This window comes from Janthinobacterium sp. BCJ23 (genome assembly GCF_059617945.1).
In genome coordinates, this window is record NZ_JCAQAW010000004.1 from 372,340 (window position 1) to 394,977 (window position 22,638).

General features: G+C 66.5%; 15 protein-coding genes. 10 read left to right on the plus strand and 5 right to left on the minus strand.

All coding sequences use genetic code 11. The features are described 5' to 3' along the window. Positions 1-107 precede the first annotated feature (107 nt). The 3 genes from AC54AG_RS15950 (at position 108) to AC54AG_RS15960 (ending at position 3,267) form a co-directional block, all read left to right on the plus strand. The gene (locus tag AC54AG_RS15950; RefSeq protein WP_496630916.1) at positions 108-1,586 is read left to right on the plus strand and encodes an NYN domain-containing protein; all 1,479 of its coding nucleotides are present in this window, start codon (positions 108-110) and stop codon (positions 1,584-1,586) included. 101 nt (positions 1,587-1,687) lie between these two features. Then, on the plus strand, positions 1,688-2,305 hold the full coding sequence (gene trhA, locus AC54AG_RS15955) for a PAQR family membrane homeostasis protein TrhA (RefSeq protein ID WP_034757360.1): 618 nt from the start codon (positions 1,688-1,690) through the stop codon (positions 2,303-2,305). A gap of 80 nt (positions 2,306-2,385) precedes the next feature. Further along, a complete protein-coding gene (locus AC54AG_RS15960; protein WP_070304341.1) occupies positions 2,386-3,267 on the plus strand; it encodes a LysR family transcriptional regulator in 882 nt (293 codons plus the stop codon). A gap of 16 nt (positions 3,268-3,283) precedes the next feature. Here AC54AG_RS15960 and AC54AG_RS15965 read toward each other — a convergent pair whose 3' ends face one another. Both AC54AG_RS15965 and AC54AG_RS15970 read right to left on the minus strand, forming a co-directional pair. Continuing rightward, on the minus strand, positions 3,284-6,169 hold the full coding sequence (locus AC54AG_RS15965; protein ID WP_070304342.1) for a bifunctional diguanylate cyclase/phosphodiesterase: 2,886 nt from the start codon (positions 6,167-6,169) through the stop codon (positions 3,284-3,286). Between the two features lie 154 nt (positions 6,170-6,323). Further along, a complete protein-coding gene (locus AC54AG_RS15970) occupies positions 6,324-7,100 on the minus strand; it encodes a spermine/spermidine synthase domain-containing protein (RefSeq protein ID WP_034757369.1) in 777 nt (258 codons plus the stop codon). A 157-nt stretch (positions 7,101-7,257) separates the two neighbouring features. Between AC54AG_RS15970 and AC54AG_RS15975 the strand changes: the two genes are divergently transcribed. After that, entirely contained in the window at positions 7,258-7,533 is a 276-nt protein-coding gene (locus AC54AG_RS15975; protein ID WP_331777788.1) for a hypothetical protein, read from the plus strand. Between the two features lie 37 nt (positions 7,534-7,570). Next, positions 7,571-8,722 (plus strand): GGDEF domain-containing protein, encoded by a 1,152-nt coding sequence (locus tag AC54AG_RS15980; protein WP_496630917.1) that lies wholly within the window; start codon positions 7,571-7,573, stop codon positions 8,720-8,722. A gap of 10 nt (positions 8,723-8,732) precedes the next feature. Here the strand turns inward: AC54AG_RS15980 and AC54AG_RS15985 are convergent, their stop codons facing one another. Beyond that, on the minus strand, positions 8,733-9,077 hold the full coding sequence (locus AC54AG_RS15985; protein WP_496630918.1) for a hypothetical protein: 345 nt from the start codon (positions 9,075-9,077) through the stop codon (positions 8,733-8,735). A gap of 304 nt (positions 9,078-9,381) precedes the next feature. On the opposite strand from AC54AG_RS15985, the gene AC54AG_RS15990 reads away from it, so the two are divergent. The 4 genes from AC54AG_RS15990 to fdhD all read left to right on the plus strand — a co-directional run bounded on the left by AC54AG_RS15990 (position 9,382) and on the right by fdhD (position 13,769). Then, positions 9,382-10,464 (plus strand): calcium:cation antiporter, encoded by a 1,083-nt coding sequence (locus AC54AG_RS15990; protein WP_034757382.1) that lies wholly within the window; start codon positions 9,382-9,384, stop codon positions 10,462-10,464. A 163-nt stretch (positions 10,465-10,627) separates the two neighbouring features. Continuing rightward, entirely contained in the window at positions 10,628-12,085 is a 1,458-nt protein-coding gene (locus AC54AG_RS15995; protein ID WP_034757385.1) for a Ppx/GppA phosphatase family protein, read from the plus strand. 101 nt (positions 12,086-12,186) lie between these two features. After that, positions 12,187-12,873 carry a hypothetical protein gene (locus AC54AG_RS16000; RefSeq protein ID WP_331777790.1) on the plus strand — a complete coding sequence of 229 codons (687 nt, stop codon included), beginning with the start codon at positions 12,187-12,189 and terminating at the stop codon, positions 12,871-12,873. Between the two features lie 77 nt (positions 12,874-12,950). After that, positions 12,951-13,769 carry a formate dehydrogenase accessory sulfurtransferase FdhD gene (gene fdhD / locus AC54AG_RS16005; RefSeq protein ID WP_442907264.1) on the plus strand — a complete coding sequence of 273 codons (819 nt, stop codon included), beginning with the start codon at positions 12,951-12,953 and terminating at the stop codon, positions 13,767-13,769. On the opposite strand, the gene AC54AG_RS16010 is transcribed toward fdhD, so the two are convergent. Continuing rightward, positions 13,745-16,069: an FdhF/YdeP family oxidoreductase gene (locus AC54AG_RS16010; protein WP_496630920.1), complete on the minus strand. Its 2,325-nt coding sequence runs from the start codon at positions 16,067-16,069 to the stop codon at positions 13,745-13,747. The two genes, fdhD and AC54AG_RS16010, sit on opposite strands and share 25 nt — an antisense overlap. A gap of 144 nt (positions 16,070-16,213) precedes the next feature. Between AC54AG_RS16010 and AC54AG_RS16015 the strand changes: the two genes are divergently transcribed. Continuing rightward, positions 16,214-16,975: a GNAT family N-acetyltransferase gene (locus AC54AG_RS16015; RefSeq protein WP_034757395.1), complete on the plus strand. Its 762-nt coding sequence runs from the start codon at positions 16,214-16,216 to the stop codon at positions 16,973-16,975. On the opposite strand, the gene AC54AG_RS16020 is transcribed toward AC54AG_RS16015, so the two are convergent. Further along, on the minus strand, positions 16,908-22,373 hold the full coding sequence (locus AC54AG_RS16020) for a CHAT domain-containing protein (RefSeq protein ID WP_331777793.1): 5,466 nt from the start codon (positions 22,371-22,373) through the stop codon (positions 16,908-16,910). The two genes, AC54AG_RS16015 and AC54AG_RS16020, sit on opposite strands and share 68 nt — an antisense overlap. Positions 22,374-22,638: the final 265 nt, after the last annotated feature.

Genomic DNA, 22,638 nt, shown 5'->3' on the forward strand with positions numbered 1-22,638 from the left:
CCGCGCACGATAGTTGTCGCCGAAACGGGGGATGGGCGAATATACTAGGGGAAAAGGGAGGCGTTGCGCTTCCCGTCCGCCCTTATCATCAGCGAGAATTCACCCCTATGGCGTCATCCCCAGAAAACCTCAGCATGGCCGTGTTTTGCGACTTCGAGAACGTCGCGCTTGGCGTGCGAGATGCAAATTACGAAAAATTCGATATCAAGCCCATCCTCGAACGCTTGCTGCTCAAGGGCAGCATCGTTGTCAAGAAGGCATATTGTGACTGGGACCGTTATAAAAGTTTCAAGGGCACCATGCACGAAGCGAACTTTGAGCTGATCGAAATTCCCCACGTGCGCCAGTCCGGCAAGAATTCGGCCGACATCCGCCTGGTGGTCGATGCGCTGGACCTGTGCTACACGAAGGCCCACGTCAACACCTTCGTCATCATCAGCGGCGATTCCGACTTTTCGCCGCTCGTGTCGAAACTGCGCGAAAACGCCAAGCAGGTGATCGGCGTGGGCGTCAAGCAGTCGACCTCCGACCTGCTGGTGGCGAACTGCGACGAATTCATTTTCTACGATGACCTGGTGCGCGAGAGCCGCCGCACGGCCGCCAAGCGTGATGCGCGCGAGACCCCGGCGGCCAAGCGTTCGCCCGACGAAGAAGTGCGCCGCAAGGAAAAATACGAGTCGCGCAAGACGGAAGCGATCGAGATGGCCGTTGCCACCTTCGACGCGCTGGTCTCGGAGCGCGGCGACAGCGGCAAGATCTGGGCCTCGATGCTGAAAGAAGCGATCAAGCGCCGCAAGCCGGACTTCAGCGAGTCGTACTACGGTTTCCGTACCTTCGGCAACCTGCTGGAAGAAGCGCAGACGCGCGGCTTGCTGGAATTTGGCCGCGATGAAAAATCGGGCGCCTATGTCTACCGCAGCAGCGGCCTGGTGCCTGTCGCTGCGCCCGTGAGCGGGGAAGTGGCCAGCGAAGCCATCGTCACCGGCGAGACCGGCGTGGCGGCGGAAGAGGGCAATCAGCGCGAAGGCGGCAGCCGCCGCGATTCGCGCCGCAATGGACGTGGCGGCCGCAAGCAGAACGAACAACGCCGCGGCGAGTCCGCGCCACAGGCCTTCGTGCCGGTGGCCGACGCCGAAGCAGTCGTCGAACAGTATGCGCCGGCGCCGCAGCCGGAGGTGCAGCACGAGGTAGCGGAAGCCGCCGCCGAGGTGGTGGCCGAAGAAGGCAACGCCAAGCGCGGTTCGCGCCGCAATGGCCGTGGCGGCCGCAAGAATGGCGATGGCGCCCGCGAAGCGCGCGCCGAAGTTGTCGAAGTCGCTGCTGTGGAAGCCATGCCTGAGCCGGTAGTTGAAGCGATCGTGGAAGCCGTCGCCGAAGCGAAGCCGAAGGCCAAGCCGCGCACGCCGGCCCGCAAGGCGGCAGCGGCGAAGAAGCCGGCCAAGAAGGCGGCTGATGTTGTGGAATCGGCTCCTGTCGTCGAAGCGGCACCGGTGGAAATCGCGCCTGTAGCGGAAGACAAGCCAGCCAAGGCGCCGCGCAAGACGCCAGCGCGCCGTCCGGCCCGCAAGAAGGCGGAAGAAGCTTGATTGACCGCTCCCAGCGGAAGGCTGGGGTCAGACGGGGACGCCGAGTCCCGGCGGGTCTGACCCCGGGTGTCTGCTGCGTCTTGGCAAAGCGGTATTAAGCCATGTACCACGGCGAACGCTTCAACAGCATCTCCCATACGGTGGGCGCCGCGCTGGCTGCCATCGGCGGCGTCATCCTGATCGTCGTGGCGGCCCGCACGGGCGATCCGTGGAAAATCGTCAGCTGCAGCGTGTATGCGGCCATGCTGCTGACCTTGTATCTGACGTCCACCCTGTACCACAGCGTGCGCGGCAAGGCCAAGGCCGTGCTGCAGCGGCTCGACCACTGCGCCATCTACCTGCTCATCGCGGGCACCTACACGCCATTCATGCTGGTGACCCTGCGCGGGCCTTGGGGCTGGTCGCTGTTCGGCGTCGTCTGGGGCCTGGCCCTGTTTGGCATCGTGCAGGAATATGTGTACGCGAAAGGCGCGCGCATCCTGTCGCTGGTCATTTACGTGGCCATGGGCTGGCTGATCGTCATCGGCATCAAGCCGCTGCTGGCGGCGCTCGAGTGGAACGGCTTCCTGTGGCTGGTGGCGGGCGGCCTGTGCTACACGGGCGGCATCGCTTTCTATGCCACCGACCACAAGCTGCGCCATGGCCACGGCATCTGGCACCTGTTCGTGCTGGCCGGCAGTAGCTGCCATTTTGTCGCCATTTTGTTCTACGTTGCCTGACGTTGTTGCCTGCCCTCACTGTTGCCATGGTTCCATTATAATGGCGCGATATGTGAAACGCAGGCAATAATAAGGCAACAATGGATATCAATTCGGACGACCTGAAAATCTTCGTCACCGTCATCGACAGCGGCACCCTGAGCGCGGCCGCCGTGCACCTGGGGCAAACCACGTCGGGCGTCAGCCGCGCCCTGTCGCGGCTGGAAGACAAGCTGGCCACCTCGCTGCTGACCCGCACGACGCGGCGCATGGAGCTGACGGAAGAAGGGCAGCTATTCCTGGACAAGGCGCGCGCCATTCTCGCCTCGATGGAAGACGTGGAGGAATCGATCCGCATCCGCCGCCAGAAGCCGGCCGGGCGCCTGTCCGTCGATGCCGCTTCACCCTTCATGCTCCATTGCGTGGTGCCGCACGTGGCCGAATTTCGCGCCATGTACCCGGACATCCGCCTGGAACTGACCAGCAACGACCAGATCGCCGACCTGCTCGAACACCGCACCGATATCGCCATCCGCATCGGCGCCCTGGTCGATTCGACCCTGCATGCGCGCGCCTTGACGGCCAGCCCGCTGCACGTGCTGGCCACGCCCGCCTACCTGGCGCGCCATGGCGAACCGGCTACGCCGGAAGCGCTGTCCGGCCACGCGCTGCTGGGCTTTGCCCAGTATGACCTGGGCAACAACTGGCCGCTGCGCCACGAAGCGGGCAACAGCCTGCAGATCGTGCCCGCGCTGGCCGCCTCCAGCGGCGAAACCCTGCGCCAGCTGGCCCTGCACGACCAGGGCATCGTCTGCCTGTCCGACTTCATGACGAAGGACGACATCGCGGCCGGCCGCCTGGTGAAAGTGCTGCAGCCGTTCTATACGGGCTACCGCCAGCAGATCCACGCCGTCTACTACCGCAACACGCAGCTGGCGCAGCGCATCAGCTGCTTCCTCGAATTCCTGCAGCACAAGCTGTAAGGCCCGCGCCATATGTTCAAGTCAGGACGCCGCTGTCCTGCACCGCCGTATGCAGCAGCGCTTCCACTTCGTGCGCGGGCAGCGGGTGGCTGAAGTAATAGCCCTGCGCCTCGTCGCAGCCATGGCGGCGCAGGTAATCGAGCTGTTCGGCCGTTTCCACCCCTTCGGCCACCACGCGCAGTTTCAGGTTGTGCGCCAGCGCGATGATGGAGACGACGATGGCCGCGTCGTCCGCGTCGCGCGCCACGTCGCCGACGAAACTGCGGTCGATCTTCAGCACGTCGATGGGGAAGGTGCGCAGGTAGGCGAAGCTGGAATAGCCGGTGCCGAAGTCGTCGATCGACAGCTGCACCCCCAGCGCCTTCATGTCGTGCAGCTGGCTGACGGCCAGCGCCACGTCGTGCATGAACAGGCTTTCCGTCAGTTCCAGCTCCAGGCAGGCGGGCGGCAAGCCCGTTTCCAGCAGCACTTCGGCGATCGATGCCACCAGGTTAGGCTCGTTGAACTGGCGCGCCGACAGGTTCACGGCCAGGCGCAAGGTATCGAGTCCCGCCGCATGCCAGCGTTTCACCTGCGCGCACGCTTCGCGCATGACCCAGGCGCCGATCGGCACGATCAGGCCCGTGTCTTCCGCCAGCGCGATGAAGCGCTGCGGCGCCACCATGCCCAGATCCGGATGCTGCCAGCGCAGCAGCGCTTCCACGCCGACGATGCGCCCGCTGGCCAGGTCCACCTGCGGCTGGTAGTGCAGCACGAACTGTTCGCGTTCGAGCGCGTTGCGTAGCGCTGTCTCGATGCGCAGGCGCTCCAGGGTGGCCTGGTTCATGGCCGTCGTATAGAACTTGATGTTGTTGCGGCCCTGTTTCTTGGCGCAGTACATGGCGATGTCGGCCTGCTCGATCAGGTTTTGCGTCTCGCCATTTAGGGTCACGTCGCCGGGCGCGTCGTAGCGCGACATGTCGTAGACGGCCACGCCGATGCTGCAGGTGACGAAGAATTCCTTGCCATCCAATAGTACGGGCTGGGCCACGGCATCCATCACGCGCTGCACGATGGCGCTGCTGAGCACTTCGTCCGCCTGTTCGCACAGGATGGCGACGAATTCGTCGCCCGACAGGCGCGCCACCGTATCGCTTTCGCGCAGGCTGGCCTGCAGGCGCGTGGCGATGGTTTTCAGCAGCAGGTCGCCAGCCTTGTGACCGAGGCTGTCGTTGACGAACTTGAAGCGGTCGAGGTCGATCAACAGTACCCACAATGCGCGGTTCTTGCGGCGCGACAGGGCCATCGCCTGCGCCAGGCGGTCGCGCAGCAGGGCGCGGTTGGGCAAGCCCGTCAGCACGTCGTGGTGGGCGATGTGCTGGATTTGCTGCTCGGCCAGCTTGCGTTCCGTGATTTCGGAACCCGTGCCCCGGTAGCCGCGGAATTCACCGAGTTCGTTGAACAGCGGTTCGCCATTGATGCTGAACCAGCGCAGCTGGCCATCGCGGTCGTGCATCGCATATTCGAGGTTGGAGAAGGGCAGGTGCGCTTCCAGGTTGGCGATATGCTGCTTGCCCCAGCGCGAATTGCGCATCTCCGGATTGTTTTCCCAGCGCGTCATGCCGATGAAGCGTTCCAGCGGCATGTTCGACTTGTCCGTGAAACCGCTGGTGATGTGGGTAAAGCAGAAGTTGGCATCCTGTTCCCAGTACCAGTCCGAGGACAGGGCCAGCAGGCGGCGGAAGCGCTTCTCGCTTTCCTGCAGGGCGCGCTCCGTGCGCTGGCGCGCCCGCACGTCGGCGCTGAGCAGCTCGTTGCTGCGCTTGAGGTCGGCCGTGCGTTGCTCCACCAGCAACTGTACGCGGCGCGAGCGCTGCGTCAGCGATTGCACGAAGGCGGCCGTCAGCAAGCTGAACAGCAAGCCCGTGATCACGGTGAATAATGAGCCCAGATGGTCGGCCAGGAAGGGGCGCGGATGGGCCACCACGCGCACATGCCAGGGCCGGCCGGCGGAAGTAAAGGCCCGGTCATAATGGTCGTGGTAGGCAAAGTGCAGCCAGCGCGGCAAGGATTCCCAGGCGCCGCCAGCTTCGTTGGCGGGCGCCTGGCCATGCCGGAAGATCAATTGGCGCGGGTCGGCGCCGGCGTCCGCGTAGACGCTCAGTTCGAGCTGCGGGTCGCCCAGCAGGTCGGCGCCGGCGAGGATTTTCTGCACCAGCTCCCCGGCCAGGATGACGGCCGCCGTATCGCCTATCAGCGCCGCGCGCCGCTGCTGCACCGTCTGCAGGGGCGCGCCGTGGCGGTACACGGGATGCACCATGACGAAACCTTGCCGTGGTCCCTGCGCCAGGGCCAGCAAGCCGGTGGCGGTGGTCTGGCCGCTGATGATCGCCTGTTCCAGCGCGCGCGCCAGCACGCCGTTCGGGCTGACGTTCAGGCCGAAGGCGGGGCCGTTGCCCTGCAAGGGTTCGAGGTAGTCCACCACCAGGTAGCTGGCGCGCGTCGTCGCGGGCACGACGACGCCGTCGCGCATTTCCGTCATGGCGTAGTCGGGCACGATGCGCCGCAGCTCCGCTTCGAATGCGGCGCGCTGCGCATGCGGCACGATGCGGTGGAAATTGAAGGCCTGGATGAACGGGTGGCGCCGCAGCAGCGGTGTGGTGAAGTCATGGAACTGTTCACGAGTGACGGGCACGACGGCGGCAAACAGCTGGTTCGTCGTGGTCAGCACCTCGACCGCATCGTCGAGTCCCTGCTCGATGGCGGCCACCCTGGCGCCGGCGCGCTGCTGCAGGCTCAGGCTCATCTTGTCGTATTCGAGCTGGCTGATGGCGGCGAACAGCACGGCCGTCACGCTGACGCCGCAGGCAAAGGTCAGCGCGGCCGCGGCGGAAATCGACAATGGCAGGCGGCCACGCAGCATGGTTTTTCCTATCTCACTTCATGGTCACTTGGGTTCCGCAGCGCCTGCCGGCCCCACGCAGGCCGTAGTTTGTCATAAACCACATCCGGCATGCTGATTTTGCACCAAAACACTGCAAATAAGCAACAATATCTCTGGCCGGGGAAGATGACTTTCAGTCGCTGCCCGCGCCGGACTGGCGGCGCAAACGCCACAATTGCCATGCCGGCAGAAAGCGGTTCAGGAACGCCAGGCCGGCCATCCGGCGCCAGCGCACCAGGCGCACCACGCGCACGGCGCGGCCGCCGGCGCCCGGGTCCTGCCCGGGCTTGGCGGCGAAGACGATGCGGTTATTGCCGGCGATGCCATCGAAGTGGCACACGGCGCCGCGGAAGGTGAGCATCAGCCGCGCCAGCATGGCGGGGTAGTGCTCGTCATAGCTGAACAGGTTGGCCACCAGCACGCCGCCGGGCAGCAGGGCGCGCAGGCAGTCCGCGTAGAAGCGAGCGCTGCCGAGGGCGGGGGGCAAGCCCGTTTCGTCGTAGCCGTCGAGCAGCAGCACGTCCGCGCAGCCCGGATGCTGGCGGATGTAGCTGACGGCATCCGTCTCGATGATGCGCAGGCGCGCATCGTCGGGCGGCAGCATGAACTGCTCGCGCAGGGCGATCACGTCGGCGCGCAATTCCAGCACCGTGATGCGCGTATCGGGCAGGTGGCGGTGGCAGAATTTCAGCAGCGAACCGCCGCCCAGTCCCACCATCAGGATGTGCCGCGGGCGCGGCACGAACAGCGTAAAGCACATCATCGCGCGCGCATAGCGCAGCAGCAGATGGTCGGGGCGCGACAGCAGCATTTCGCTCTGGATCATGCCGGGCTGGAATTCCAGGCGGCGCCGGTCGCCACAGGTATGCACCTGCGGGGCAAGTGGGGTGGTGCTTCTGTTTTCCGGCATGGGACGACTTCGCTGAGTAGGCTGGGGGAGATGCTTTGTTGCATTCAGAGAAATCTGATAAGCTCCCGTGAGCATACCCGATTAATCCGCGCCGAGCATGCGTATATGTACGGCGCGCGGCGGCACGGCCGCGCAGTCGGGCACCATGGAGACAAGCATGTTTTTGGATCACCCCATCATTACGGCGACGAACAGTTTCACGGAGCCTGACCGCATCGAGCGGCTGACGCGCGTGTATGGTTACGCGGCGGCGCTGGCCGACCAGGCCGCCAATGTCGGATTCATTGAAAAAGTGGCGCAGATCCACGACCACAAGGGCACCCTGATCGTGTTCTGGCACGAGGCGCCCAGCGAAGTGGAAAAGCAGTATTTCGTGCAGGCGTGGTCCAGCAAGATCGGCGACGGCAGCACCAATGTCGAACACGAAATCTGACCTGGCGCGCCGCGCCTGCGCATCGATCGCGTAGCCCATGGATATCAAGACCCTGGTACTGGCCCTGGCGCTCGGCAACCTGAGCCTGTGCGCGGCCCTGTTCTTCTTCGAGTACGAGCGCAAGAAGTCGCTCAGCATGTCCACTTGGGCGGTGGCCAAGCAATGCCAGGCCGTGGCCTGGTGTCTGCTGTATTTCCGCGGCGTGCTGCCCGATTTCCTCTCCATCCTGCTTGGCAACAGCCTGCTGTTTGCCGGCATGGCGCTCGATGCGGGCGCGCTGTGGCAGGCGGCCGGGCGCAGCGGCTGGCGCCGCACCGTTCTGCCGGCGCTGGGCCTGTCGGTGGGATTGTTTGCCGCCTGCTACCTGTTCGACGTGGCGCCGCTGCTGCGCAGCGCCGGCGGTTCGCTGATCGTGGCCGGCTTCTTCCTCTCCGGCGTGGCCGCCCTGTGCCTGAAGTGGCGCGAGGCGAGCATGCTGCGCCGCTTCCTCGTCGTCAGCATGGGCATCCTGTCGCTGCTGATCGCCGCGCGCGGTGTGCTGGCCGCCGCCGTCCCCGGTTTTGACGCGGAGCTGATGCAGCTGGCCGGCTTCGGCGCCCTGTACCTGATGATGCTGACGAACGCCTTCGGCTATCTGCTGCTGTCGCGTGAAAAACTGGGCGGCGAGCTGGCGCGTCTGGAAGTGCTCGATGCGGCCACGGGCGTGCCGAACCGGCGCGGTTTTTACCAGGCGCTGGCGCCATGGATGGCGCTGGCGCGCCGGCCCGGTTTGCCGACGGCGCTGGTGGTGCTCAATATCGACCACTTCAAACGAGTCAACGACAGCTATGGCCATCCCGTCGGCGATGCTGTGCTGAAAACCATCGTCGACACCTGCCGCCAGCAGTTGCGCGACAGCGACCTGATGGGCCGCCTGGGCGGCGCCGAATTCGCCATCCAGCTGCCGCGCACGACCCTGGTCGATGCGCTGATGGTGGCCGAGCGGATCCGCGCCGCTGTCGAAGCGCTGCCCGTCAAGACGGAGCGCGCCGTGCTGCAGCTGACGGCCAGCCTGGGCGTGACCACCATCCGCGCGGAAGACAGCACCGTCAGCCTGTTCAAGCGGGCCGACGAGGCGCTGCAATCGGCCAAGCAGGCGGGCCGCAACCGCGTCGTCGAGGCGCAGGGCGCCAGCACCCTGGACGTATAAATAAATCAGCTTATTTCTTGTGCGAGCCCAGCCAGCTCGGTTCCTTGCCGCATTCCTTGGGCAGGAACAGGGCATCGAGGCCCGGATCGCAGCGCCGGTCGGGCACTTTCATCGGCTCGACGGTCAGCCATTCGCTCTTGGGCAGTATCTTTTCTTCGCGTGGCGCCACGGGCGGCGCGGGCGGCAGGCTGTCTTGCCAGCGTGACTCTGACGCTGTTGCCGGCGCGGCCGCAGTGGCCCAGTCCGCGTCAACTTGCGCGGCGTCCGCTGGCGGCGTGTCCGCGTGCGCGGCGGCGCACAGCAAGCTGCCCGCGAAGAAGAACATGCGCATGGCTGTGCTGTTTAGGGAAATCATGGTTGGTCCTTGGTCGGTGCCGCGAAGGCGGATCCTGCATTATGACGGCAGCCGGAAGCAAAAAGACAAGGAAATTGCAACGGCATGTTACCAAAGGGACTATAGTTGCTGGTAGCAAGCACGTGCGCCACGGCAAGGTGATTGAACGGTGAGCCAGGCGTGGAGCGCCTTCACCGGAACATGTGCATTCCCTAACTTTCATTTAAGCTAGGCAAGTTATGCTGTGGCATGCACGCCAGGCTGCCCTTGTTGTCCTTTGCTGTCCGCACCGCAGTTCCCCTTTTTTACTCTTGCCAGGCCCATAATGAAAATGCTTAAATCCCTGCCTGTATGGCCGCTTGCCGCCCCGATTGCCGGCTGGCTGTTCCTGTTCGGTTCCACCTTCAATGTCGGCGGCGCCTACCAGATCCTGCTGGTCGCTGGCCTGATCGGCAGCGTGCTGGCCGCCGTGTACCACGCGGAAGTGGTGGCGCACCGCATCGGCGAACCGTACGGTACCCTGGTGCTGGCACTGGCCGTGACCCTGATCGAGGTGGCGCTGATCGTCTCGCTGATGCTGGCAGGCGGACCGGAAACGACGGGCCTGGCGCGCGACACCGTGTTTGCCGCCATCATGATCATCCTGAACGGCATCGTCGGCATCTGCCTGCTGCTGGGCGCCGGGCGCCACCGTGAGCAGACCTTCGGCCTGCTGGGCGTGAGCGCTTCGCTGGCCACCCTGGCGGCCATCGCCGTTCTGACCCTGGTGCTGCCGAACTACACGTCGAGCGCCGCCGGCCCCTTCTACAATTCCAGCCAGCTGATCTTCATCGCCGTCATTTCCCTCGTCCTGTACGGCACCTTCGTGCTGGTGCAGACGGTGCGCCACCGCGATTACTTCCTGCCCAAGGAGGCCGTCGGTGATGAAGAGGTGCATGCGGCGCCGCCCACGCCAACAGTCGCCTGGGTCAGCGCCGGTGCGCTGCTGGTGTGTCTGGGCGCCGTGGTGCTGCTGGCCAAGTCGCTGGCGCCCGCGCTGGAGACGGCGATTGCCGCCATGGGCGCGCCGAAAACCCTGGTCGGTATCGTCATCGCCGCCATCGTGCTGCTGCCAGAAGGCCTGGCCGCCGTGCGCGCCGCGCGTGCCAACCGCCTGCAAACGAGTCTGAACCTGGCGCTCGGCTCCGCACTGGCCAGCATCGGCCTGACGATACCGGCTGTTGTCGTGGTGTCGCTGGCCACGGGCCTGACGATCACCCTGGGTCTCGATATCAAGTCGACGGTGCTGCTGCTGCTGTCGCTGATGGTGGCCACCCTGTCGCTGGGCACGGGCCGCACCACGGTCATGCAGGGCACCGTGCACCTGGTGATTTTCGCGGTATATTTATTTACCACCATCGTGCCGTAAGCTGCCGCACGGCTGCCGTTTTGTCACAATCCTGTCACGCCGCTGTCATACGATGGGGGTAGTGTGGTAGGATTTTTAAATCGTTTAAATGATTTATATAGTTTAGCAACTGAGTTTGCCAACTTTTTCAGTTGGCACAGCAATGACAAGACAAGAGGCCAGTATGTATGCAGCGGTGGACCTGGGGTCCAACAGTTTTCGTTTACACGTCGGCAAGCATGATGGCGACACGATCCGCGTGGTCAAGAGCGTGCGCGATCCGATACGCCTGGCCGCCGGCCTGGATGCCAATGGCGACCTGACCGAGGCGGCCATGCAGGGCGCACTGGCCTGCCTGCAGCGCTTTCGCGCCATCCTCGCGGGCTTCGAGCTCGATGCCGTGCGCGTGGTGGCCACATCGGCCATGCGCGTGGCGCGCAACGGCGCCGTCTTCCTGCCGCTGGCCGAGCAAGCCATCGGCTACCCGATCGAGATCATCTCGGGCGAGGAAGAGGGGCGCTTGATCTACATGGGCGTGGCCAATGCGCTGGCCATACCCGGCGAACGCCGGCTGGTGATGGATATCGGCGGCGGCTCGACCGAACTGATACTGGGGCGCGGCAACGATATCGAGCGGGTCGAGTCGTTCAGCCTGGGCACCGTCAAGCAAAGCCTGTCGTTCTTCATCGGCGGGCGCATCGACGCGCCGTCGTTCGAGGCGGCCATCCTGTCGGCGCGCAGCCATTTCGAGGATGCGGCACCGCCATACCATCCGCAGCACTGGAAGACGGCCTATGGTTCTTCCGGTACCATCCGCACGATCGCCGACATCATCGCCCGCAACAAGCTCGGTGACGGCTTGCTCACGAGCGCCAGCCTCGACGCGCTGGCGCGCCGCTTCATCGAACTCGGTCACACGAGCCGCATCGACATGCCCGGCTTGCGGCCCGACCGCGCCAGCACCATCGTCGGCGGCCTGGCGATCTTGATTGGCCTGTTCCGTGAACTGGCCATTCCCGCCATGACGCCGATCGAGGCGGGTTTGCGCATGGGCGTGATGTGGGATCTGTACCTGCGTTCGACCAAGCGCGACCGTCGCGAACAGTCGGTGCAGGGCTGCATGGAGAAATTCCATATCGACCAGCAGCGCGCCGGCCGGGTGGCCGAGCAGGCGCTGGCCATGTATGCGCAGCTCAAGCCCACGTCCGACGCGCTGGTGAAATGCCTGCGCTGGAGCAGCCTGCTGCATGAAGTGGGCCTGGCCGTGTCGCAGACGGGCTACCACAAGCACGCCTCCTACATCGTGGAAAACGCGGACTTGCCCGGTTTTACCACGCGCGAGCAGAAGACTATGAGCCGGCTGATCCTGGCGCAGAAGGGCAACTTGCGCAAGATCGGCGAAGTGCTGTCCGACCCCGATTTCGCCAAGGCCGTGCTGGCGCTGCGCCTGTCGATTTTGCTCATGCATGCGCGCATCGAAGCCGATTTCAGCGAACTGCGCCTGCGCATGAAGAACCGCATCGAGCTCGATATCAAGCGCGGCTGGGTGGCGCACCATCCGACTGTGTCGTTCTGGATCGAGAAGGAGCAGGAATTCTGGGACGAGGTGGGGGTCGATTTCACCATCCGCGCCAGCGCGTAGTGGATCATTGGGTCATGCCATGCGCATGACTTGATGTGCAGCAAGCAAGATTTTTAAAAACAGTATATATTGTTTATATTATTTACTAGATTGGAAAATCCATGACCAAAACCGTCCCAGCGAAAAAGCCCGACAGCGCGCCCGTATCGATGTTCCCTACCAGCGCCTCGATCAATGCGGCAGCGGCCAAGGCCGCACCGGCCGCCAAGCCTGCAGTGAAGCCTGCAGCCAAGCCGGTGGCAAAAGCCGCCGTCAAGCCAGTGGCCGCCAAACCGGCCGCAGCGAAGCCGGCAGCAGCGAAGCCAGTAGCAGCGAAGCCTGCCGCCGCCAAGCCTGCCGCTGCCAAGGCGCCAGCCGCCAAGCCGGCGGCCAAGGCCGTCGTCGCCAAACCAGCCGCCAAGGCGGCAGTGAAAGCCGTTGCCAAGCCAGCGGCCAAAGTCGCTGCGAAACCCGCCGCCAAGCCGGCAGCGAAAGCCGCCGTCAAACCGGTAGCCAAACTAGCCGCCAAGCCTGCGCCAGCGAAAAAAGCGCCGGCGGCCAAGGTCGTCGCCGTCAAGGAAAAAGCCCGCAAGCCGAAACTCGTGCGCGACAGCTTCACCATGCCGGAGGCGGAATACGAAGTCCTGGGCCAGGTGAAGAAAGCCTGCCTGAAGGCCGGTTTCGAGATCAAGAAAAGCGAATTGCTGCGCATCGGCGTAGCGCTGATCAGCCAGATCGACCTGGCCACCCTGCAAAACGTGCTGGCCGGCTTGCCGCAGCTGAAAACGGGCCGTCCGAAGAAGGATTGATGGCGCGGGCAGGGGCCGCCCCCTGCTTGGCCGTTCTGGTTTACCATGGGGCCTGTGAAAGTTCCCCCATGGTTGCCATGTCAGAAGATACAGAGATCGAACGCGCCGGCTTCGTCGAGCGCGCCATCGTCCGCCACCAGGCGGGCGTTGCTACCCCCGCCATCGACCACGTCGCCGAGGAAATCCCCGTCGCGCTGGTCTTCAATGGCATTTCCCACGTCGTCATGATGGCCACGCCGCGCGACCTGGAAGCGTTTGCCTACGGCTTCGCGCTGACGGAAGGCGTGGTCGTTTCCGCCGATGCCATCTTCGATTGCGAAGTATTTTTGCGTCCCGACTCCGCCGAAGTGGCCTTGCGCATCGCCCAGGAAGATTTCGTGCGCCTGAAGGACCGGCGCCGCCAGCTGACGGGCCGCACGGGCTGCGGCGTGTGCGGCATCGACAGCATCGACATGCTTGACTTGCAACCGGCGCCGCTGCCGCCATCCCTGATCCGCGTCGACCTGCCGGCCGCACTGGCGCGTGCCTCCGCCGGCTTGCGCGAGCACCAGACGCTGATGCGGGAAACGGGCGGCGTGCACGCGGCCGCGTGGTGCACGCCCGATGGCGATATCGTGCACGTGTTCGAGGATGTCGGCCGCCACAACGGCCTCGATAAACTGATCGGCCATCTCGCGCTGCACGGTATCGACATGCGGCGCGGCTTCGTCTTCCTGTCCAGCCGCGGCAGCTACGAGCTGGCGCGCAAGGCGGCGCGCATGCAGATTCCGCTGCTGGCGACGATTTCCGCCCCCAGTTCGCTGGCCATTTCCATCGCCACGCAGGCAGGCATGAAGCTGGCGGGTTTCTGCCGCCAGGATGCCTACGTCGATTACACGCCCGGCGTCACCTTGTAGTTTCCGCTGCGTTCCAGCAGCACGGGCACGGACTTCGACGTGGGCGTGCCGGCGCCGTCGGCCGTGCTGGCCAGCGGCACCAGCGCGTTCGTCTCCGGGTAATATGCGCCCAGGCAGCCGCGCGGGATGTCGTAGGCGACGAGACGGAAGCCATCGGCGCGGCGCGCCACGCCATCGTCCCAGGCGCCGATCAAGTCCACCATGTCGCCATCGGCAAAACCCAGCATGGCGATATCGTCCGCATTGGCGAAGACCACCTTGCGCGTGCCGTACACGCCCCGGTAGCGGTCATCCATGCCGTAGATGGTGGTGTTGTACTGGTCGTGCGAGCGTGTGCTCATCAAGACCATCAGGCGCTCGCCGTGGCGCGCTCTAGCACGGTGCAACGGCGTATCGAGGTCCAGCGGGGCGACGAGGAAGCTGGCCTTGCCGCTGGCCGTCTTCCACACGCGCTCGCGCGACGCCACCGTCAGATGAAAGCCGCCCGGCTGCGCCACCCTGGCGTTGTAGTCGTAAAAATCGTCAAACACCTTTTCGATGTCGTCGCGGATGCGCGCATAGTCGGCCGCATACGCGCGCCAGTTCACCAGGACGCTCCCCACCGTCGCTTCAGCCATGCCGGCCACGATGGCCACTTCCGAGCGCAGCTGCGGCGCAGCGGGCGCATTGCGGCCGTACGAGATATGCACCATGCTCATCGAATCTTCCACCGTCACGCCCTGCGCCACACCGCCTTGCACGTCGATTTCCGTGCGCCCCAGGGTGGGCAGCAGCAGCGCTTCCTTGCCGATGACCAGGTGGCTGCGATTGAGCTTGGTGGCCACCTGCACCGTCAGCGCGCACTGGCGCAGGGCGGCAAAGGTCAGCGGCGTGTCGGGCGTGGCGGCGGCGAAATTGCCGCCCAGCGCAATGAATACCTTGACGTCGCCGCGCTGCATGGCTGCGATGGTGGCCACCACGTCGTGGCCATGCGCGCGCGGCGGCGCGAATCCATACACCTGGCCCAGGCGGTCGAGGAAGGCCGCCGTCGGCTTTTCCTCGATGCCCACCGTGCGGTCGCCCTGCACGTTCGAGTGGCCGCGCACGGGGCATAGCCCGGCACCCGGCTTGCCGATCTGCCCGCGCAGCATCATCAGGTTCGACAGCATGCGGATGGCCGCCACGCTGTGCTTGTGCTGCGTCAGGCCCATGCCCCAGGTGGCGATGATGCGCTGGCCTTTGATGAAGATGTCCGTCAATGCCTCGATCTGCGCGCGCGCCACGCCCGATTCTGCCACGAGCAGTTGCCAATTCTCTGCGCGCAGGTCGTCGCGGAAAGCGTCGAAGCCGCTGCAGTGTTCAGCAATGAAAGCGTGGTCGATGACGGCGGGCCTGCCTGCCGCCTGCGCCGCATCGTCATGCTCGACGACCCGCTTGGCGATGGCCTTGATCAGGGCGAAGTCGCCGCCCAGCGTCGGTTGGACGAACAGGCCGGCCAGGCGCGTGCTGCCCAGGGTCGCCATTTCCAGCGCGCTTTGCGGGTCCATGAAGCGCTGCAAGCCCCGTTCGCGCAGGGGATTGATGGAGACGATGCTGCCGCCGCGGCGCGCGCAATCGCGCAGTTCGCCCAGCATGCGCGGGTGGTTGGTGGCGGGATTCTGGCCGAAGATGAGGATGGTGTCGGCCAGTTCGAAGTCGGCCAGGGTCACCGTGCCCTTGCCGATGCCCACGGTGGCTGGCAAGCCGCGGCTGGTCGCCTCGTGGCACATGTTGGAGCAGTCGGGGAAGTTATTCGTGCCGTACAGGCGCGCCATCAGCTGGTACAGAAAGGCGGCTTCGTTGCTGGCGCGCCCCGACGTGTAGAACGCGGCCTGGTCCGGGTCGGGCAGGGCGCGCAGGTGGCGGCCCACGAGGGCAAAGGCGTCTTCCCAGGAAATCGGCACATAGCGGTCGCTGGCGGCGTCGTACACCATCGGGTCGGTCAGGCGGCCGTGCTGTTCGAGCGCGTAGTCCGATTGCTCCAGCAGCTGCGTGACGGTATGGCTGGCGAACAGCTCGGGGCCGGCGCGGCGGCTGGTCGCTTCGGCGGCGACGGCCTTGGCGCCGTTTTCGCAAAAGGCAAACGTGGAAGCGTGGTTGCGGTCGGGCCAGGCGCAGCCGGGGCAATCGAAGCCGTCCGGCTGGTTTTGCGCCAGCAGCGCCTTCAGATTTTCGGGCGCGACCCGCTCCTGGCGCAGGCTGATGGTCACGTGTTTCAGGGCGTCCCAGCCGGCGGCCGGCTTGGTGTAGGGCGTGATGTGCGGTGCGTCCTGGTCTTTCATGGGCTCTTTCGGCTGGGCGAGTGTGGTAATTATGCACGATCCCCGAATGACATTGACTTGCGTCACGGAAATGACATTCGGCTGTCATTTTCCTGACATATTAGGCAAGTACGCTGGAGTCGTCTTGATCACAGGGATGAAACCATGCAAAACATAATCGCATCAAACGAAGCCAAGGCCCGTCCGGTCCAACTGGTGCTGAGCCAGGCCACGACAGCGTCGGAATTGCGCGAAGTGCAGCGTTTGCGTTACAAGGTGTTTATCGAGACCATGGGGCTGACGTCGCTGGCGAACGCCGATGGCCTCGACAGCGATGAATTCGACGCGCACTGCGATCACCTGATCGTGCGCGACGCCGATACCCTGAAAGTGGTGGGCACCTACCGCGTGCTGAGCGCGGCCAAGGCGGCCAAGATCGGCCGGCTGTATTCGGAAAACGAGTTCGACCTGAGCCGCTTGAAGAACCTGCGCGGACGCATGGTCGAAGCGGGCCGCGCCTGCATCCACCCGAAATACCGGGGCGGCAGCGTGATCATGCTGCTGTGGTCGGGCCTGGCCGAGTACATGCGCCGCGAGCGCTGCGACTACCTGGTCGGCTGCGCCAGCATCAGCCTGGCCGATGGCGGCCATAACGCCGTCGCCGTGTACCAGGCGCTGGCCGAAAAGCACATGGCCCCAAGCGAATACCGCGTCACGCCGCACCTGCCTTTCCCCATCCACCAGGTGGAAGCGGCGCACAAGCCGCAAGTGCCGCCGCTGATCAAGGGCTATCTGCGTTCGGGTGCCTGGATTTGCGGCGAACCGGCATGGGATCCTGATTTCGAAAGCGCCGACATGTTCATGATGATGCCGCTGGCGAATCTGGACGAACGCTATGCGCGCCACTACGGGGTGGTACCTGGCTGATAGCGGGGAATGATGCCTGCAGCTGGCCGGCCAGCGCCTGCACGGCGCTGCGCAAGGCGGTGTCCGGGCTGTCGGACGGCAGCAGTTCGAGCAGGAAGCGCAGCGGCGCCGTGATCGTTTCGGGTTCGCCGATGCTGCCGTGGCGCCGCACGGCGTCGTGGTACAGGGCCAGGAAAGCGGCGCGCGCGGGCGCGTCGAAAGGCTGGCCGTCCGGCACCTGCCACAGGGCCGCCAGCAGTGCGGCGCGCACGGGGGCGCCGGCGTCGATGGCGCGGTGTTCATCCGCGTGGCGCTGGCGCGCGTAGGCGATGGCGTCGTGCAGCAAGTCGCCCAGCTGCGGATCGAGCGCGCGCCAGGCGCCGCCGTCGCCATGGGCTTTCAGCAGCAGGGCACCGGCCAGCACCTGGAAAATCAGGTCGCAGTCGGCTACGCCGCTGCGCCGCCGCGCTTCTTCCAGCGCGGCCAGGCAGGCATCCGTCATGGCGCGCAGGGCCGGCGCGCCCGAGTTTCCTTCGCGGCAGGCCAGGCGCGCCTGCAAGGCCCAGTAGCGTCCCAGCAGGGCCAGGCGCTGTGCCGTGGGCGCCAGCGCCACCAGCAGGTCGATATGCTGTTTCCCATCCTGCAGCAACCGGCGTCCCTGCGCCATATCGGGTACGGCCGGCACCTCGATGCCGGCGCCCGCATCGAGGCCGCACAGGGCCGCGCCCTGGCGTATCTCCAGTTCCGCCCAGTGCGCCAGCGCGCGCAAGCCCACCTTGCCGTCGGCCGCGCTGTGCGCCGCCCGGTAGTGTTCGATGGCGCGCAAGGTGTTCTCCAGCCCACCGAGGCCGGCGCGCGTGGCGGCCATGTTTTCGCGGATGTCGGCGCAGCCGAAGAAGCGCGCGCGCACGGCTTCCTCGATGCTGCCCAGCTTTTCCTCGATGGCCGCGCGGCGCCCAGGATCGGCGCCGGCCAGGCGTGCGTGCAGGGTTTCCAGGTCGGCCAGCAAATGGCCGTGGTAGTGGTAGTCGGGCGCTTGCCAGGGCCGGCTCTGGGTGTTCGGAAAGCGGTAGCGGTCGTCGCCATACGCCTGGTAGGCGCCCCAGGTGTTCGAGGCGGGGAACTGCAGGTATGCCGCTTCGCGCGCCAGGCGCACGGCATCGCCGAAATATTCGCCGCTCAGCATGGCGTGATAGAAGCTGTGCGCGAAGATGCTGGCCGCCTGGTCGTCGATGCGCCAGCCGGCCGCGATCACGGCCTGCGAACCCATTTCAATGAATGCCGTGGCCAGGCTGGCGGCCAGTTTCGACCACGGCGCGATGGCGTCCGGGCGCATGTCGCCCAGGTGGCAGCAATTGATGAAGACGAATTGCGGCACGCGTTTGAGTTTGCCCACCTGCGCCGCCGTCAGCCGCGTCTTCGGTCCCAGCACCAGGCCCGTATGGGCGATGCCGGGACCGGCCACTTCGCCATGGCCGGCCAGGTGGATGGCGAAATAGCGCTCGTCGAACAGGTGCACGAGCACGCGCTGGGCCTGCGGGCGCAGCAGCTCGCGCACCTGGTAGCCGTACGTGCCGAACATGTGCGCCACGTCCTGCGCCTCGGCCTGCGCGGCGGGCAGTTCGGGCAGGCCGGAATCGGTGTCGCCGATCACCAGCACGCTGTTGCTGGGCGGGCTGACGGCGGGCGGCTGCTCGCGCAGGCTGGCCAGTTGGCGCACCATGCCGATGCGCGTCGACAGCGGGCTTTCCTCGCTGCCCGCCTCGTCGCGCATAAGTTCCCACGGATAGATGGCGGCGCTCTGGTCGACGGCCAGGATCAGGCCACGCATTTCGGGGATGGCCGCCTTCAGGCCATTGGGCAGCATCAGTTCGTACAGCGCGCGCGACAGGCCCGGCTGGTCGGTGGTGTTGTCGGTGGCGTCCATGATCAGGCCATCGACGGCCTGCCGCTGGTTCGGTTCCTCGTCGACGCTGTTGTGGGCGCGGTCCGTCAGCACGGTGAAGCGCAGGGCGCCGGAGAGGTCGGCGGCGACGATCTGCACGCGGCGCCAGCCATTGTCGCCGCTCAGGCTGGGCAGGATGCGCCGGTAGCCGCCGGGGCTGTGGCGGATGCGCCGCTCGAACGTGAAGCTGCCCTGGTAGCGCGCTTCGGCCATGATCTGTTCGATGGCCACGGCGGCGGCGATGGCGCGCGCCTCGGACTGTTCATAGATGGCGATGTGGCCGATGCGGCACGCCATGCCCGCGTCTTCGAGGCGCCGGTTGGCGCTGCGCGCGCCGTCGATCAGGGCCCGCGCGCACAGGGCGATGCTCAAGCCGCCATAGCCGGAACCGGACAACAGGCTGGCCACGCGCAAGCCGTGCTCGCCCATCGGCGGCGCGGCCACGTGGCCGGCGGCGCGCACCTGCAGGCAGACGCACGCGTATTCGAGCAGGCCGCCGGCAAAGGCGCGCGCCAGTTCGCCCGGCGTCAGTTCGCCCAGCGCGCCCAGGCCAATGACGATGGCGCCGCCGGGCCGGCGCGCCGCATCGGGCTGCAGCACCACGAGGGCGGAGTCGGGGCGCTGCGGAAAGCGGCCCAGCGCGTGGATTTCCTGCAGCTTGCCCGCCAGCAGGCGGTCGAGAAAACTCATGCTGCCGCGCAGCGATTCGGACGCGTAGCAGCCGCTCATGACGGGCGCGTCGGCCGAGGCCATGCTGCCGTGGATGACGGATAGGCTCAACTGCGGCGCGCGGCTTTCCGGCGCGCTGGCCGGGCCGGCGGCGCCGATGGCCGCGTCGAGCAATTCCTGCGGCTGCGGGTACAGCGGCGTCGCCTCGGGCACGTAGGGATGGAAGCGGGGCGGGGCGCCGCCGGGCGCGTGCGGCGGGTGGCGGGGCAGGGCTGCGGCCTGGCCGCTGTCGAGCAGCTGCGCGATGGCCGGGTAGTAGTCTTTTTGCAGCAGCAGGTCGCCATGCGCCACGGGCAGGTAGCAGGCGGCCACGCCGTCGGGCACCGCGCCTTGCCAGGCCGTGCGGCCATCGCCGTCGGGCGACCAGGCCGTCTCGATGCCGCCGTCGCGCAGGCGCAGCGCCACCGGCGTGTCGGCGCAGCCGGCCAGGTAGCTGCAAAGGCGGGCGTCGAGCGGGGCCGCTTCCAGCAAGGCGACGGTGGCGCGCGCCGCAGCCAGCGCTTGGGCCTCGGGCGCCTGCCAGCCGCCGGGCAGGTTCGCTTGCGCGTCGCCGGCGGCCAGCTGCGCCCATGTATTGGCGTCGAAATAATCGACACCGCCGGCCGCCTGCGGCCACGGCAGCATGTCCAGCACGCCGGGAAAGGCGCGCACGAAGCCGAGAAACTGGCGCCGCGTGTGCTTCCAGCCGATCCAGCAGGCCAGCATCTGCACCAGCCGGTCGCGCCCCAGCAGCACTTGCACCATCGCCTGCGTGCCGCGGTTGGCCGTGCCCACCTGCAGCAATCGGCTGCCGGGCAGGGCGCCGAAGCGCTGCCAGCGGTCTTTCAGGGCCAGGCGCGCCACCAGCCCGCCCATGCCGTGGGCGACGATGCGCAGCGGTTGGCCGCGCTGTTCCGCGTCGCGCATGGCGTCGTCGAGCACGGGCAGGAAGGCGCGGCACGACTCCTGCAGCGACAATCGCCAGTCATAGGTAAAAGGCCGCACTTCCTGGTTTTGCGCGAGAAAGCGGGCAAACGGTTCATAGCAGGACTCGATCCAGCCGGCGCTGACGATGTGCGGCTGGCCCACGGCCAGGCGTTCGATGCGCCCTTCGACGAGATTGACGGGGTCGAACCAGATGCGGTTGCTGCCCACTTGCAGGTGGCTGCCCATGATGTCGGGCAGCAGCAGCGCGATGGGCGCGTGCGCGCGCCGTTTCGGCACTTCGCCGCCGCGCGCCAGCGGGCCGTGCTCGATGCCGGGCAACGGCTGGTAGGCTGCCTCGTCGCCGGTGAGCACCTGCACGGCGGCCTGGCTGGACGGCGCGCGCTCGAAGTAGTTCATGTGGTGCGTGTGCGGCCCGCGCAGCAGCAGTTGCCGCACCGGCGTGCTGCGCGTGGCGCCGCCGGCCATCGAGGCGCAATTGACCACCAGGTCGTTCTGCCCGCCGTACAGCTGGTCGCCGAGGCAGTCGCCCAGCCAGCCCAGCAAACCATCGCCGCTGCAGGCGCCGGCCAGCACGTGCAGCGGACTGGCCACGCGCACGTCGGGCGCGTTGAGCAGCGCCACCAGCGGCGAATCGGGCATCATCGCTTCCAGGCCGGGCAGGATGCGCGCGTCGCAGCGCTGCCGCACCACGGCCAGCAGGAAGGCCATGGCGCCATCGGGAACGCCGCCATGCAGCAGCAGGTTAAACATCACGCTGGCCCAGCGGTCGAGGCGGCCCGACATCAGGGTGGTGCCGCGCGCAGGACACGCCACGCGCACGAAGCGGGCGATGCGGATGGCGCGCGTCTTCAGTTCCACGCTGAGTGCGCGCAGGCGCGCCGCATCTTCGTCGTAGCCACCGCGTCCGCCCAGCCGCGCCTGCGCCGTGAAGTGTTCGATATCGTGGCTGTTGAACGCTTCGCCGCCCACGGTGTTTTCGCTCAACCGCTCCAGGCCGTCGCCGGCCAGGTCGACGGCGCCGCGGCTGTCGATGCGCTGCGCGCGCGCCAGCAATTCGCCGACCAGGCCGCCGCGCGAATGGGCCAGCAGGTGCAGCACGGCGCCGTGCGGCAGCTGGCGCACGAGGGCCAGCGCATTCTCGATGGGGCTGTCGCTGAGGCTGCGGTGCTCATAGCCGTAGATGCGGTTGCCGTACTGCGCCGCCAGTTGCGGCGCCAGGCCGTTGCGCCACAGGCCGCCAAAGCTGCGCTGGGTCGACGAGGCTGTGCCGTGCAACAGCAGCAGCACGGGTTCCGGCCCGGCGGGCAGGCTGGCGACGGCCGTCATGCTACCCGCCTCGATGCCGCAGCGGTACAGGCCCAGGCGCTGTTCCAGCTGGCGGTCCTGGAAGGCGCCCGCCGCCGCCAGCGCCGTCATGGCGGCGGCGCCGCAGCGGTACACGCGCACGGCCCGCAGCATCCAGGCGCCCAGGCCGTCGCGGCTGGCGCCGGGTGGCTGGCGCGCCGCCTGCGGGCGCAGGGCCAGCCCCACTACGATGCTGGCGGGCGCACCGTCGCGCGCCACTGTGGCCGGACCCAGGTAGCGTGGCAGGTCGAGGCTGCCCGCCAGCAGCGAACTGCCGTCGCACAGCAGCAGTTGCACGACGTCGGACGGGCCGATATCGAGCACGGTGCGGCAGCTGCCGATGCCGCGCGCGCTGGACAGCACATGGGTTTCGGCGTGCCAGCCGGGCGCGGCGGGGCAGTCGCCGGCGCTGGCGAGGGGATCGCGCGTGAGCGTCAGGCGCAGCACGGACGGCGCAAGGGGATCGCTGGACATGCGGTTGGGATCGCTGGTTAAAAGCTGACCTTGATGCCTGCTGGGACTATGCGTGTTGTGTCAGATCAAGTTTGCGTGGAAATGCAGGGGAGAAGCTGGAGGGGACTTGCCGGAGCGGGAGGGCAGAGAAACGGTCAGCATGGTTTGGGCTGGGTCTCTTCGCTATCGTGCTCGGATGTTGTGCGGTGAGCGAACTACGCGAATTGTATGGCAAAAGTTCATGGCGCCGGGAACCTGGGTGCCTGGCATGGCATTACAACAGCGG